A 14,560-nucleotide genomic window follows, 5' to 3' on the forward strand; every position below is an offset into this window, starting at 1 on the left:
GATGACTCCTCGATAAGGTTATGGGTGGCGCCAGCGCTGGGTGCGATCCAGCAGGGCGCGGCTCAAAAAGAGCTGGAGCAGCTTGACGGTGGCGGCGGCCAGCAGGATCAGGGTGGCCATGGCGGCGGCAGCGGCGGTATCGCCGGAATCCTCCATGTTCAGCACGGCGATGGAGGCAAGCACGCTGTCGCTCGAATAGAGGAAGATCACCGCCGAGGTGGTGGTCATGGCGTTGACGAACAGATAGATAAAGATCTCCAAGAGCGCTGGCAGGGAGGCGGGCAGGGTGACTCGCCAGAACGCCTTCCAGAGCGGAATGCGCAATGAGATGGCCACCAGCTCCAGCTCCTTGGGCAGTTGTTTCAGGCTGGTCAGCGCCGTCATATGACCCACGGTGTAGTAGTGGATGATGCAGGAGAGCACCATCAGCGGCAGAGTGCCATAGAGAGTGCCGTATAGGCCGCCAAACAGCGGATTACCGTTGAAAAAGAAGATGTAACCCAGCCCCAGCACCATGCCGGGTACCGCCAGCGACAGCATGGCAAGCAGATGCAGCAACTGGCGAAGCCATGCAAAGTGGCGCCCCTTCTCCTGTGCCCAGGCCAGCACCATCACCAGCACGGTGCCGATAAGCGCGGTATAAAGGCCCAGCTGCAAGGTGTTGGTAAAGGGCTGCCAGCCATAGACGCTGTTGCTGTCAAAGGCGTAGTGATCCAGCGTCAGAGCGAGGTTGTAGGGCCAGAACTGCACCAGGGAGCCGTAAACGGCCATCCCGACCAGCGCCAGAAACAGCAGTGCCCACAGCGAACACCAGCCGAGCGCCAGCAGATCCCGCAGCGGATGGGGCTTGGGGCGATACGGCACCGCCTTGGTGCTGCTCTGCTCCTGCATCTTGCTGCGCACCCTGTGCTCCAGCGCAAAGCTCAACAGTGCCGGCAGCAGCAGGGTGACGCTGGCAACGGCGCCCAGCGAGAAGTTCTGCATTCCGATCACCTGCCGGTAGATGTCGGTGGCCAGCACGCTGTACTGGCCGCCAATCACCTTGGCCACCCCGAAGTCGCAGATGGTGAGGGTGAAGACGGCGATGGCGGCGCTGAGCAGGCCATAACGGGCGGTAGGCAGGGTGACGGTGACAAAGGTGCGCCAGCCGCTGCTGCCCAGCACCCGGGAGGCTTCATAGAGGCGGGCGTCGCTCTGACCGAGCGCCGTGATAAGGATCATCAGGGCGTGAGGGAAGCACCAGAAGCCAAGACCGATGACGATGCCTATGGGGCCGTAGATGCTCTCGCCGCCGAGCAGCCCCTTGGCGATCCCCTGATTGCCAAACCAGTAGACCAGACTGATGGCGGGCAACAGGGAGGGCATCAAGAGCGGAATAAGGCCGATGAGGCGAAACAGGGGCTTGCCCGGCATGCAGGTGCGGGTGAGGGCGTAGGCGTAGCCAAAGGCGATGGTCACCACCAGCGCGGTGATCAGCACCCCGAGCCAGAGGGTGTTGCCGATGGTGCGCCCCAGATGAGGGGAGTCGAAATAGGCGCTGAAGTTGGCAAGGCCCACCCAGACGCCGTTTTCATCTTGCAGGCTCTTTTGCAGCATGGTGAGCAGCGGCAGCAAGAGGCCCCCACCAGCAGGGCGATGCCGAGCAGAAGCAGGGTCAGTTGCAGCAGCTTATCCCGGCTCCAGCCGCGACAGAGCCGCTGCCAGCGGGTGTCTTGCCGGGCTGGCGCTGGCGGCTGCAGGGAGGAGGTCGCAAAGGGGGCAGTCATGGGCGTTCTCCTTCAAACAGCTGCATCGCCGCGGCGGGCCAGTGCAGCGAGCAGCGCATGCCGCTGCGCCAGCCACCCTGTTCGTGGCGGGGCAGCTCGTGGGTCGGGCGCTCCACCAGGATCTGCTGCGGGCCCAGATAGGTGTCGGCGGTGCAGATAAGACGCTGGGCGGCGCCGAGAAACTCCACCTGATCGATGGTTGCTTCAACGCCATGTTGCCCAAGATATGGCTCGCTCGGCGCGCTCAGGGTGATCGCCTCGGGGCGGATCGCCACCTGCAATTTGCTGCCGGCCGCCGCCCGGTTGGCGAGTTGCAGCGGTTGCTCGTTAAGGCGCACCTGAGTGGGGCTCAGCACCAGGGTGTCGAGGAAGTTCATGGTGCCGACGAAGCTTGCCACGAAACGGCTGGCAGGCTGGTGGTAGATCTCCTGCGGGGTGCCCACCTGTACGATGCGGCCGCCTTCCATCACCACGATGCGATCGGCCATGGTCAGCGCCTCTTCCTGATCGTGGGTCACCATGATGGTGGTGATGCCAAGACGCTGCTGCAGGGCGCGGATCTCGCTGCGAAGGTGGGTGCGCACCAGCGCATCCAGCGCGCTGAGCGGTTCGTCCAGCAGCAGCAGGCCGGGGGAGAGGGCCAGCGCCCGGGCCAGCGCCACCCGCTGCTGCTGGCCGCCGGAGATCTGGCTCGGGTATTTGTGGGACTGGGCAGTGAGATCCACCAGCCCCAGCCAGTGATCGACCCGCTCCTTGATGAGATCCCGCGCCAGTCCCTGATTCTCAAGGCCGAAGGCGATGTTCTGCGCCACCGTCAGGTTGGGGAAGAGGGCGTAGGACTGAAACACGATGCCAAAGTCGCGCTGCTGGGGCGGCAGCTGGGAGATATTGCGCCCCCCTTGCCAGATCTCGCCGCTGTCCGGCAGATCCAGCCCGGCGATGGCTCTGAGCAGGGTGGTCTTGCCGCAGCCGGAGGGGCCGAGAAAGCAGACAAACTCCCCCGGCTCAATGGTCAGAGAGATCCCCTTGAGGGCCTGAAAAGTACCGAACTGCTTGTTGAGATGTTGAATGTCCAGATAGGGCTGGGTCATGGTTCGACTCGCTACTGATTTGGTATATACCAGTTTGCAGGTGAAGTATGACGGTCAGGTGATCGGGGGATGACAGCTTGATGACAGTCAGATGACGACGGGGCGCCAGCTGGTGGCTTGGCCCTGTGTGGATGGACGGGGCTCCACCCATTGAGGACGACACACACATGGGGTTGATGCCAAAAAAGCGAAGGCCAACCTGGGTTGGCCTTCGACTGGCAGTTGATTGGCTGCGATGTGTGGCGTGAGCAAACCGCCGCCCTTCATGCTTACTGCTTGGCTTCGGTCTTGCCATCGAAGCTGGCGCTCCACTGGGCCAGAATGGTATTGCGCTCGCGGGCAGCCCAGCTAAAGTCGTTGTCGATCATCTGGCCCTTGATATTGGCGGGATAGCCGGCTCTGGGCTTGGCCACATCCGGAATGGCAACCACTGCGAACGACTTGTTGTAGAGGGCGTTGGCCTGTTCGGTGGCGGCAAAGTCGAGCAGCTGCTTGGCGGCTTCCAGCTTGGGGGTGCCCTTGATGATGGCGGCAGCTTCCATGTCCCAGCCCGACCCCTCTTTCGGGAACACTACCTCGATGGGGGCTCCCTTGGCCTTGAGGCTGGTAGCCGGGAAGTCGAAGGAGATACCGATCACCGTCTCGCCGCTGGCGGCCAGCTTGCAGGGGGCGGAGCCCGAGTGGGTGTAACGGTCGATGTTCTGGTGCAGGTCGTTCATGAATTGCCAGCCCTGCTGCTCGCCCATGGTCTGCAGCCAGCCGGCGACGCTCAGGTAACCGGTGCCGGAGGAGCTGGGGTTGGGCATGATCACCTTGCCCTTGTAGATGGGCTTGGTGAGGTCGGCCCAGCTGGTGGGGGCCGGGATCCCCTGTTTCTCCGCCTCTACCTTGTTGAAGCAGATGGCGCTGAAGAAGGCGTCCAGACCGATCCAGTGCGGCTCGGCCTTGCTGTCGCGAAAGCGGCTGTCGAGCTTGTCCAGCCCTTTCGGGGCATAGGCATTGAGCATCTGCTGCTGATCGAGCTGCATCAGGCTGGTGGCCGCCAGTCCCCATACCACATCTGCCTTGGGCTGGGCTTTTTCTGCCAGCAAGCGGGCAGTGACCACGCCGGTGGAGTCGCGCACCCACTTGATGTTGATGTCCGGATGCTGGCGCTCGAACGCGGTTTTCAGCTCGCCGAGCTGCTCCGGCTCGAAGGCGGTGTAGACGGTGAGATCGGTGGCGGCCAGTGCCGGGGCTGTCGTGGCGGCCAGCACGGCGGCGGCCAGCAGATGGGTTCCCTGTTTCATCCTCTTCTCCATATAAATTGGCTTGGTATAAACCAGATTGGTCGAGAGAGAGGCTAGGGGATCTTTATGACGTGACCGTGACGGCTCCGTGACGTTTTGCCGTTCCTGATTTGTCCGCGACTAATCCTGGGTATCCACCTCGATCTCCAGACTGTCGTGGCGCCAGTACTCCAGATCGAAGTCGAGCACCCGGCCGTGCTGATCGAAGTTGAGTCGCTCGAGGCGCAGGGCGGGCAGACCGGCGGTGGCCCCCAGCGCCTTGGCCACCTCGTCCGGCAGGGCGGTGGGGAAGAAGCGCACCTGCATGCGGGCGTAGTGAAGATCGTAATGGGCCTGGTAGATCTCGGTCAGACTGCCGTTGAGATCCAGCTCCAGCAGGCCGGGCACCCGCTCGGGCAGGCAGTGGTTCTCGCAATAGCAGATGGCGCGCCCGTTGGCGTAGCGCAGCCGTTTTAGCAGAAAGAGGCTGTCAAACGGCTTGAGCTGCAGCCGTGCCATCAGCGCCGGCGGCACCGCCTGGCGGCTTTTCTCTAGCAGCTCGGTACGCGGTTCTCCCCCTTGCTCCCGCACTATCTGGTGAAAGTTGGAGGTGCGTCTGGGATTGAGGCTGAAACGCGGCGGGGTGACGAACCAGCCGCGGCGATCCTCCCGATAGATAAGGCCGTTTGCCTCCAGCTGCACCAGTGCCTCGCGAATGGTGACCCTAGTGGTGCCGTAGAGTTCCCCCAGCAGTCGCTCGGAGGGGAGCTTGTCGTTGGGAGCCAGGCCCCCCGCCAGGATCTGGTTGGCGAGGGCATCCTTGATCTGCAGATATTGCGGTTTGCTCATGAAAATCCCTGGTTGTGCAATCGGCTGGGCGCAGGGCTGGTTATCTGCCCGGTCGTTAAACGGCGATGTCAAAACACGTTGGTAGATACCAGCGTCGGCCCTGTTGTTCAGGCCTCCTAGATTATCGCGATCCCGGCGCTGAAAATGAATTTTTTGTTGCACGTAGCGCCACCCCTTTGACCTTGGCGGGGCAGTTACCCACAATGCGCTCATTCTGGTATATACCAAAAGGAGCGAAGTCATGACCCATATTCCTGCGGCCCCTGCCGCCGTCGATTACCTGCTGCTGACCCCGGGCCCCCTCTCGACCACCGCGACGGTGCGCATCGCCATGCTGCAAGACAGCTGCACCTGGGATGCGGACTATAACCTGGGCGTGGTCGAGCCCATCCGCCGCGAGCTGGTGCGCCTCGCCGCTGGCCCGGAATATCAAAGTGACTACAGCGCCGTGCTGCTGCAGGGGAGCGGTAGCTATGTGGTGGAGAGCGTGTTGGGCTCGGCGATTGGTGTCGATGAGTGTCTGCTGATCATCAACAACGGCGCCTACGGTGCCCGCATGGGGGAGATGGCCCGCTGCCTTGGCTTGCGTCACCATGAGCTCGACTGCGGCGAGACCACCCGCCCCGAACCCGCCACCATCGAGGCGATGCTGGCGCGCTACCCCGAGATCACCCATCTGGCCATGGTGCACTGCGAGACCACCACCGGCATGCTCAACCCCCTTGAGGAGGTGGCTGCGCTCTGCCAGCGCCGTGGCATTCGTCTTATCGTCGATGCCATGAGCAGCTTTGGCGGTATCCCCATCGATATGGGGCGCCTTGGCATCGAGTTTCTCATCAGCTCGGCCAACAAGTGCATTCAGGGGGTGCCGGGTTTTGGTTTCGTCATCGCTCGCCGCGTGGCGCTCACGGCCTGCGCCGGTCGCGCCCGCTCGGTCTCCCTCGACCTGCATGCCCAGTGGCAGACCATGGAGCAGCAGGGGGGCAAGTGGCGCTTTACCTCGCCCACTCATACCGTACTCGCCTTTGCCCAGGCCCTGCGAGAGCTGGACGAAGAGGGGGGCATTGCTGCCCGCCATCGGCGCTACAGCGAGAACCAGCGCACGCTGGTGGATGGCATGGCTGCCCTCGGCTTTGCGCCGCTGCTGCCCGAGCAGTGGCAGTCTCCCATCATCACCGCCTTCTACTCTCCGGCCCATCCAGACTACCGCTTCGCCGATTTTTACCAGCGACTCAAGGCACAGGGCTTTGTCATCTATCCGGGCAAGGTCTCCCAAGCCGACTGCTTTCGCATCGGCAATATCGGTGATGTGACCCCAGAGCGGGTGCGCGGCTTGCTTGCCGCCATGGCCAGCGCCTGCTACTGGCAAGAGGACGCGCGATGACCAGCATGCTGGCTCAGGGTTGCGATCTGCGTGGCCGCGATTTACATGACGATAAGCTGCACGGCAGCGGCTGCGCCGACAGCGAAGGGGATATCAACCTCGGTGAGGGACGAACGCGCTGGTGGGCTGGGCAGAGAGAAGATGTACAGGCCGGATTGGCGGAGGATAGCCGCTACTTTCTCCATCAGGCCCTCTCCACCCCCTGTCTCGATCTGCTTGAGCGCGCGCAGGGGAGCTGGTTGACCAGCGTATCGGGTAAGCGTTACCTCGATTTTCACGGCAACAGCGTCCATCAGCTGGGCCACGGCCATCCCAGGGTGGTGGCCGCGGTGCAGCAGCAACTCGCCGCTCTGCCGTTCGCGCCCCGCCGCTACACCCATCAGGTCGCTATCGACTGTGCCCGCACCCTGGCCGAACTGGCTCCCGGCGATCTCAACCGGGTGCTGTTCGCCCCCGGCGGCAGCGAGGTGGTGGGGATTGCCCTGAAGCTTGCCCGTTTCATCACCGGCAATAGCAAGGTGGTGTCCCTCTGGGATGCCTTTCACGGTGCCTCCCTCGATGCCATCTCGGTCGGTGGCGAAGCCTGTTTTCGCGCTGGTATGGGCCCGCTGATGGCCGGGGTGGAGCGTATTCCTCCCCCACCCGCTATCGCGGTGTCTGGTATCGCGGGGAAGGGGATGACCTGCACTACGCCGATTATCTGGAGTACGTCATCGAGAAGGAGGGAGGGATCGGCGCCTTTATCGCCGAGCCCATCCGCAACACCGATGTGCAAGTGCCCTCGAAGGCCTACTGGCAGCGGGTGCGGGAGATCTGCGATCGCCACAAGGTGCTGTTGATCGTCGACGAGATCCCCAATGCCCTGGGTCGCACCGGCCACTGGTTCAGCTTTGAGGAATTCGGCATCGAGCCCGACATTATCTGCCTTGGCAAGGGGCTGGGGGGCGGGGTGGTGCCGTTTGCGGCGCTTATCACCCGCGACCGTTTCAATCAGGCGGCGGCCATCTCGCTCGGTCACTACACCCACGAGAAGAGCCCCATCGGCTGTGCGGCGGCCCTCGCCACTATAGAGACAATCCGCGAAGCGGGATTGTTGGCAAAAGCGCAGGAGGATGGCCGCTTTATGGCGGCCGAGCTCGGCAAGTTGGCCGAACGTCACCCGCTGATCGGGCAGGTGCGGGGTATCGGTCTTTTGTGGGCGCTCGATCTGGTGGTCGATCACCAGAGTCGTACCCGCAATAGCCAGGCCGCCGAGCGGCTGCTCTACCGCTGTCTGGAGCTTGGGCTCAGCTTCAAGGTCTCCCAGGGCAATGTCATCCAGCTCTCGCCCCCGCTCAATATCGCTCGCGCCGATCTGGTGCGCGCCATCACCATTCTCGATCGCGCCCTTGGCGAGATCGCACTTTCACCGAAACAGGAACACCACCATGACTGACTTGCAAATTGCCATCCCGCCGGCCACCGACGTAGAGGCGCTGATCCTCGATTGGGCCGGTACCGTCGTCGATTTCGGCTCCTTTGCCCCCACCTCCATCTTCGTCGAGGCCTTCGCCCGCGCCTATGACTTCCCCGTGACCCTGGATGAGGCGCGCCAGCCCATGGGGCTGGGCAAATGGGATCATATCGCCGCGCTGGGCCGTCTGCCCTCAGTGGCTGTGCGCTGGCAGGCCCACTTTGGCCACCCCATGAGCCACGCCGAGGTGGACCACCTCTATCACACCTTTATGCCGCTGCAGATTGCCGCCGTGACCCGCTTTGCCGCCCCCATTCCCGGGGTGCTGCCGGTGCTGGATGCTCTGCGGGGGCAGGGGATGAAAATCGGCTCCTGCTCCGGTTACCCCCGCCCGGTGATGGAGACGCTGGTACCGGCGGCGGCCGATCACGGCTATCGGCCGGATCATTGGGTCGCCACCGACGATCTCAAGGCTGGCGGTCGCCCCGGCCCCTGGATGGCGCTGGCCAATGTGATTGCGCTGGGAGTGAGCGCCGTGCATCGCTGCATCAAGGTGGACGACGCCGTGCCGGGTATCAGCGAAGGGTTGAACGCGGGCATGTGGACGGTGGGATTGTCGGTCTCCGGCAACGAGTTTGGCGCCACCTGGGAAGAGTTTGCCGCCATGGGTGAAGCGGAGATCGCTGCCCGGCGCGCATCGGCGGAGGCAAAACTGCGGGCGGCGGGGGCACACTATGTCATCGACACCCTGGCCGACATCGCCCCGGTCATCGCCGATATCAACCGCCGTCTGGCGGCAGGAGAGCGGCCCTGAACAAGGCGGGTGAGAGGAGGGGTGTGCCGGGCTTGCCGGCAGGTTTTCAGGTCTATGCTCCCTGACTATCAGGCATAAAAAAACCGGCGCCTTGGCGCCGGTTTTTGTTCACCGAGACTCTATTACAGAGAAGCGGTGAAGGTACGGGTGATGACGTCTTGCTGTTGCTCTTTGGTCAAAGAGTTGAAGCGAACGGCATAACCGGATACGCGGATGGTCAACTGCGGATATTTTTCCGGGTTTTCCATGGCGTCCAGCAGCATTTCACGGTTCATCACGTTGACGTTCAGGTGCTGACCGCCTTCCAGGTTGGACTCATGGTGGAAGTAACCATCCATCAGACCGGCCAGGTTGGCTTTCTGGGCTTCCATGTCTTTACCCAGCGCGTTCGGCACGATGGAGAAGGTATAGGAGATACCATCTTTGGCGTAAGCGAACGGCAGCTTGGCAACGGAAGTCAGGGAAGCAACGGCACCCTTCTGGTCACGACCGTGCATCGGGTTGGCACCCGGGCCGAACGGCGCACCAGCGCGACGGCCATCCGGGGTGTTACCGGTCTTCTTGCCGTACACCACGTTGGAGGTGATGGTCAGCACGGACTGGGTAGCCACGGCACCACGGTAGGTGTTCAGCTTCTGAATTTTCTTCATGAAGCGCTCAACCAGGTCGCAGGCGATGTCATCGACGCGAGCGTCGTTGTTACCGAACTGCGGGTACTCGCCTTCGATTTCGAAGTCGATGGCAACGCCATCTTCGTCACGAACCGGCTTGACCTTGGCGAACTTGATGGCAGACAGGGAGTCAGCTGCTACGGACAGACCGGCGATACCACACGCCATGGTGCGATAGACGTCACGGTCGTGCAGCGCCATCAGAGAGGCTTCGTAGCTGTACTTGTCGTGCATGTAGTGGATGATGTTCAGCGCGGCAACGTATTGCTTGGCCAGCCAGTCCATGAAGTGATCCAGACGATCCATCACGTCGTTGTAGTCGAGGTACTCGGACTTGACCATTTCGGTTTTCGGACCGACCTGGATCTTGAGCTTCTCGTCCATACCGCCGTTGATTGCATACAGCATGGTCTTGGCCAGGTTGGCACGGGCACCGAAGAACTGCATCTGTTTGCCGACGATCATCGGGGACACACAGCAAGCGATGGCGTAGTCATCGTTGTTGAAGTCCGGACGCATCAGGTCGTCGTTCTCGTACTGAACGGAAGAGGTCTCGATGGATACCTTGGCGCAGTACTTCTTGAAACCGACCGGCAGCTTCTCGGACCACAGGATGGTCAGGTTCGGCTCAGGGGACGGGCCCATGGTGTACAGGGTGTTCAGCATACGGAAGCTGTTCTTGGTGACCAGGGTACGGCCATCAACGCCCATACCAGCCAGGGTCTCGGTAGCCCACATCGGGTCGCCGGAGAACAGTGAATCGTATTCCGGGGTACGCAGGAAGCGAACCATACGCAGCTTCATGACCATGTGGTCCATCAGCTCCTGGGCTTCTTGCTCGGTGATCAGGCCTTTCTTCAGGTCACGCTCGATGTACACGTCCAGGAAGCTGGAGGTACGACCGAAGGACATGGCGGCACCGTTCTGGGACTTGACTGCCGCCAGGTAGGCGAAGTAGGTCCACTGGACGGCTTCTTTGGCGTTTTTGGCCGGTACGGAGATATCACAACCGTACTTGGCAGCCATTACCTTCATCTGTGCCAGGGCACGGTGCTGCTCGGAGATCTCTTCGCGCAGACGGATGGTGGCTTCCAGGTTGACGCCGTTTTCCAGGTCAGCCTGCAGGGACTTGAACTGGGCCAGTTTGTCGGCCATCAGGAAGTCGATACCGTACAGGGCAACACGACGGTAGTCACCGATGATACGGCCACGGCCGTAGGCATCCGGCAGACCGGTGATGACGCCGGACTTGCGGCAGTTCAGGATGTCTTTGGTGTAAACGTCAAACACGCCCTGGTTGTGAGTCTTGCGGTACTCGGTGAAGATCTTCTCGACCATCGGGTCCAGCTGACGACCGTACACTTCGCAAGAGGTCTTGACCATCTTGATACCGCCGTTGGCGATGATGGCGCGCTTGAGCGGCTTGTCGGTCTGCAGACCAACGATTTGCTCCAGGCTCTGATCGATATAGCCGGCATCGTGAGCGGTAATGGTGGAGGGCAGGTCGGTATCAAAATCGACCGGCGCGTGGGTGCGGTTCTCGATCTTGATGCCTTCCATGACCTTGTCCCACAGCTTGGTGGTAGCTTCGGTCGCGCCAGCCAGGAAGGACTCGTCACCTTCATACGGGGTGTAGTTCTTCTGGATGAAGTCACGGGTGTTGACAGAGGTCTGCCATTCACCGGCCGCGAAGCCTTCCCATGCTTTTTGGAACTGTTCGTTAAGTTCTGCCATTTTCATTACCTCACACGGTATTGATGTAGTATCCCGCAATCATCCTTAATGATGACGACGGAAGATAAACCAGTAAGTCAGACCAACCATGACGCCACCACCAATGATATTACCTATGGTGACGGGAATGAGGTTGTGTAGGACGAAGTTGGATACGGTCAGGTCGGCAAAGGTCGCCGGGTCCTGGCCGATGGCCTGCCAAAATTCCGGGCCTGCTACCGCATGGATAGCGATACCGACCGGGATCATAAACATGTTTGCGATGCTGTGCTCAAAACCGGAGGCCACGAACATGGCGACGGGGAGCAGCATGACCATCACCTTGTCGGTCGCACTGCGGGCGCCGAACGCCATCCACACGGCGAGACACACCATGAGGTTGCAGAGGATACCGAGGGCAAGGGCCTCGAAGAAGGTGTGGTGGATCTTGTGCTGGGCTACCTTGAGGGCGTTCAAACCCCACTGACCATCTGCCGCCATGTATTCGGCCGACATGATGATGAGGCCGACGATGATGAGACCGCCGATGAGGTTGCCGAAGTAGACCAGTCCCCAGTTCTTGAACAGCTGGGCCCAGGTGATGCGGTTGGCCGCCTTGGCCACCAGAGTCAAGGTGGTGGAGGTGAACAGCTCGGCACCGAGCAGTACGCAGAGGATCAGACCCAGTGCGAAACAGAGACCGCCGACCAGCTTGCTGAGGCCCCAGGCCACATTGCCGGCACCGGTAGTCACCGTGATGAAGAAGACGAAAGCAATGGCGATGAAAGCGCCTGCGGTGATGGCCAGGGGGATGACCTTGTATGCAGGCTTGGTGGCCTTGGCATAGGTGATATCTTCTGCCAGTGCAGCGATGGCTTCTGGCTTGAGACAATCAAAGGGAGATTCTGCTTTCAATTCTCATGTACCTGATGTTTTGCCTGTGGAAATCATAACAAAGGGCCAGATCGTCAAAATTGACTCCGATCAAGAATTGCAGATTGTGAATGTAATTTTACTACAAAAATTTGAGTCCTCCGGCAGCGTTGCTTTACACCAGGTTTCAGCTGAAACATAAATGCTGATTTTTTAATGCAATGATTTTAAACAATTTATTTTTCATCGCCTAAAAATGGTACTGGCAAGGCATCTTTGCATCTCCCCAGCATTCTCTGCCCCGGTTTGGCAACCCCCTAAGAGGTATTTTTTGTTTTTTATTTCATCTTTGAATAACAAACCGCCTCTCTGGCGACCATAAAGCAAAAGGGGCCATCAGGGCCCCTTCACATACTACCACATCAGCCCCATGAGTGGGCTCGTTTGGCCTTCTGCAGCTTCTCATAGGCTGCCAGCAGCTTCTGATGCAGCGGGAACTGGCTGAGGGACAGGTCGGCAGCTTCCAACCCGTGGAAGCGCGCTTCACCGCTGGCGTGGGCCCAGGCCTGTGCCAGCGTCTCTTCGCCATACATGCGGGTGAACACGGCGCGGTACTGCTCGGGGTCGCGATCCTCATCCAGGAACAGCTCGACGCAGGCGCGCAGGGCACGGTAGTAGTTGGCGCGATCGGCCGGGAACACCGACTGGTTGAACTCCATGGTCCAGTCGATGAGATCGAGCGCCGTGTCGAGTTCGCCGGCAGCCAGTGCCAGCATGGCTTTGAGCTCGCCCACCCGCAGGGTGTGCAGGGCGGTGCCCTTGGCGGCGGCGATGCCGAGCAGCTCGCGCACTCGGGTGCGCTCATCGTGGCCCTCTTCATCCAGCTGGTCGAACAGCGCCATGTACTGCTCCGCGTCCCACTCCAGCGCCGGCAGCGCCAGGATGGTCTCTCGCAGGTGGGCACCCATGGTGTTGTTGGCCAGCAGCAGGTCTTCGGCCGGATAGATGTCGGACATGCCGGGCACCAGGATGCGGCAGGCGTAGACGCCCAGGTGCTCATAGTCGGCGATATAGACCGGTTGCTCCAGCTCGTGGAAGATGCCGATCAGGTGGTCGAACTCCTCTTGCGAGGTACCGCGGAAGTCCCAGTCGGCAAACTCGAAGTCCGCATCCTGCTTGAACAGATCCCAGCTGATGAGGCCGGAAGAGTCGATGAAGTGGGTTTCCAGGTTGTGGTGATCCGCCACCTGCTCGTTGTCGAACGAGGGCGGCACGAACACATCCAGATCCTTGAGGCTGCGGCCCTGCAGCAGCTCGGTGACGGTGCGCTCGAACGCCACTTCGAAGCGCGGGTGGGCGCCGAAGGAGGCAAAGCAGGTACCGTTGCTCGGGTTGAGCAGCACCACGCAGATGACCGGGTAGCGGCCGCCGAGCGACGCGTCGAAGCTGTAGATGGGGAAACCTTCGGCTTCCAGCGCATCGATGGAGGCCTTGATGCCGGGGTAACGGGCGATCACCTCATTCGGGATCAGCGGCAGGCTGAGGGCCTCTGCGATGATCTTGTTCTTCACGTGGCGCTCGAACACCTCCGACAGCCCCTGGGTGCGGGCCTCGGTGCGGGTGTTGCCGGCGCTCATGCCGTTGGAGACATACAGGTTGCCGATGATGTTCATCGGGATGTAGACGGTCTGGTGATCAGACTGGCGCTCGAAGGGCAGGGCGACGATGCCGCGCTCTTCGTTGCCGGATTGCAGATCCACCAGCATGTCGGCGGTCACTTCCCCGTCCGGGTTGTAGAACTTGCGGGTGAAGCTGTCGAGCAGACCGGCGGGCAGCTGATCCCCTTCGATGGGGAACCACTTCTCGTTCGGGTAGTGAACGAAGTCGCCATTGGCTACCTGCTCGCCCAGATAGAAGTCGGCGAAGAAGTAGTTGGTGGAGAGACGTTCGAAATATTCACCAAGGGCGGAGGCGAGCGCCGCCTTCTTGCTGGCACCCTTGCCGTTGGTGAAACAGAGGGAGCACTCCTTGTCCCGGATGTGCACGGACCAGACGTTGGGCACGGGGTTGAGCCAGGAGGCCTCTTCGATATCAAACCCCAGGGCTTGCAGCTTGGTCTGGAAGCGTTCGATGGAGTCTTCCAGCGCCGCGTCCTTGCCGGGAATAAAAGTGTGGTCGGTCATCACGATATCCTGATTTTTATTGGCTCATGTTTGGCCGCAGATAATAGCAGGGGTCGGCGCGTTTGGCAGGCAAAAAACGGGGCCCATGCCCCGTTTTGCTCTCCATTCAACCGAGCTCGGTCACGGCTCAGCCGATGAATTTCAGACCCAGGATCCCGCCGATGATCAGCAGCAGGCAGAGCACCCGGGCGAGGGTGGCCGGTTCGTTGAACAGCCAGATCCCCATCAGCACGGTGCCGACCGCGCCAATGCCGGTCCATACCGCGTAGGCGGTACCAAGGGGCAACTGTTTGACCGCCATGGCGAGCAGCAGCACGCTTACCCCCATGGCGATCAGGGTCAGCAGGGTGGGTAGGGGGCGGCTGAAACCGTCGGTGTATTTGAGGCCGATGGCCCAGGCGACCTCGAACAGGCCGGCCAACAGCAGGAGCAACCAGGACATAAGGCAGATTCCGCAGGAAGCAGGGTCGTCCCTGCGTATCAGGAGGCCTCGGG

The 14,560-nt window shown here is 61.2% G+C and carries 9 protein-coding genes and 2 pseudogenes; 3 read left to right on the forward strand and 8 right to left on the reverse strand.

Going from position 1 to position 14,560, the window contains the following annotated elements:
- Window positions 1–18: 18 nt before the first annotated feature.
- From E5E97_RS14760 to phnR, 4 genes and pseudogenes are all read right to left on the reverse strand, one after another.
- A pseudogene (locus E5E97_RS14760) lies at window positions 19–1,766 on the reverse strand (putative 2-aminoethylphosphonate ABC transporter permease subunit).
- Entirely contained in the window at window positions 1,763–2,857 is a 1,095-nt protein-coding gene (locus E5E97_RS14765; protein ID WP_118881361.1) for a putative 2-aminoethylphosphonate ABC transporter ATP-binding protein, read from the reverse strand. Before E5E97_RS14765 ends, E5E97_RS14760 begins: the two are co-directional and overlap by 4 nt.
- 269 nt (window positions 2,858–3,126) lie before the next feature.
- Window positions 3,127–4,146, reverse strand: coding sequence for a putative 2-aminoethylphosphonate ABC transporter substrate-binding protein (locus tag E5E97_RS14770; RefSeq protein WP_118881360.1), 1,020 nt, complete (start codon window positions 4,144–4,146; stop codon window positions 3,127–3,129).
- A gap of 120 nt (window positions 4,147–4,266) precedes the next feature.
- Window positions 4,267–4,974 (reverse strand): phosphonate utilization transcriptional regulator PhnR, encoded by a 708-nt coding sequence (gene phnR / locus E5E97_RS14775; RefSeq protein ID WP_026141379.1) that lies wholly within the window; start codon window positions 4,972–4,974, stop codon window positions 4,267–4,269.
- Window positions 4,975–5,215: 241 nt separating this feature from the next.
- On the opposite strand from phnR, the gene phnW reads away from it, so the two are divergent.
- The 3 genes and pseudogenes from phnW to phnX all read left to right on the forward strand — a co-directional run bounded on the left by phnW (window position 5,216) and on the right by phnX (window position 8,625).
- Window positions 5,216–6,358, forward strand: coding sequence for a 2-aminoethylphosphonate--pyruvate transaminase (gene phnW, locus E5E97_RS14780; RefSeq protein ID WP_118881358.1), 1,143 nt, complete (start codon window positions 5,216–5,218; stop codon window positions 6,356–6,358).
- Window positions 6,355–7,793 (forward strand): annotated as a pseudogene (locus E5E97_RS14785) (aspartate aminotransferase family protein). The gene phnW and the pseudogene E5E97_RS14785 overlap by 4 nt, the downstream one beginning before the upstream one ends.
- Window positions 7,786–8,625 carry a phosphonoacetaldehyde hydrolase gene (gene phnX / locus E5E97_RS14790; protein WP_118881356.1) on the forward strand — a complete coding sequence of 280 codons (840 nt, stop codon included), beginning with the start codon at window positions 7,786–7,788 and terminating at the stop codon, window positions 8,623–8,625. Before E5E97_RS14785 ends, phnX begins: the two are co-directional and overlap by 8 nt.
- A 122-nt stretch (window positions 8,626–8,747) precedes the next feature.
- Here phnX and pflB read toward each other — a convergent pair whose 3' ends face one another.
- The 4 genes from pflB to sugE form a co-directional block, all read right to left on the reverse strand.
- Window positions 8,748–11,030 (reverse strand): formate C-acetyltransferase, encoded by a 2,283-nt coding sequence (gene pflB, locus E5E97_RS14795; protein ID WP_016350517.1) that lies wholly within the window; start codon window positions 11,028–11,030, stop codon window positions 8,748–8,750.
- A 45-nt stretch (window positions 11,031–11,075) separates the two neighbouring features.
- Window positions 11,076–11,924: a formate transporter FocA gene (gene focA / locus E5E97_RS14800; protein WP_011705812.1), complete on the reverse strand. Its 849-nt coding sequence runs from the start codon at window positions 11,922–11,924 to the stop codon at window positions 11,076–11,078.
- A gap of 380 nt (window positions 11,925–12,304) precedes the next feature.
- Window positions 12,305–14,065: a 30S ribosomal protein S12 methylthiotransferase accessory factor YcaO gene (gene ycaO / locus E5E97_RS14805; protein WP_016350518.1), complete on the reverse strand. Its 1,761-nt coding sequence runs from the start codon at window positions 14,063–14,065 to the stop codon at window positions 12,305–12,307.
- A 127-nt stretch (window positions 14,066–14,192) separates the two neighbouring features.
- Window positions 14,193–14,507 carry a quaternary ammonium compound efflux SMR transporter SugE gene (sugE, locus tag E5E97_RS14810; RefSeq protein ID WP_011705814.1) on the reverse strand — a complete coding sequence of 105 codons (315 nt, stop codon included), beginning with the start codon at window positions 14,505–14,507 and terminating at the stop codon, window positions 14,193–14,195.
- Between the last annotated feature and the right edge of the window lie 53 nt (window positions 14,508–14,560).

Origin of the sequence: Aeromonas sp. 2692-1 (assembly GCF_013085505.1) — a bacterium.
In the GTDB taxonomy this organism is placed as follows: Bacteria; Pseudomonadota; Gammaproteobacteria; order Enterobacterales; family Aeromonadaceae; genus Aeromonas; species Aeromonas hydrophila.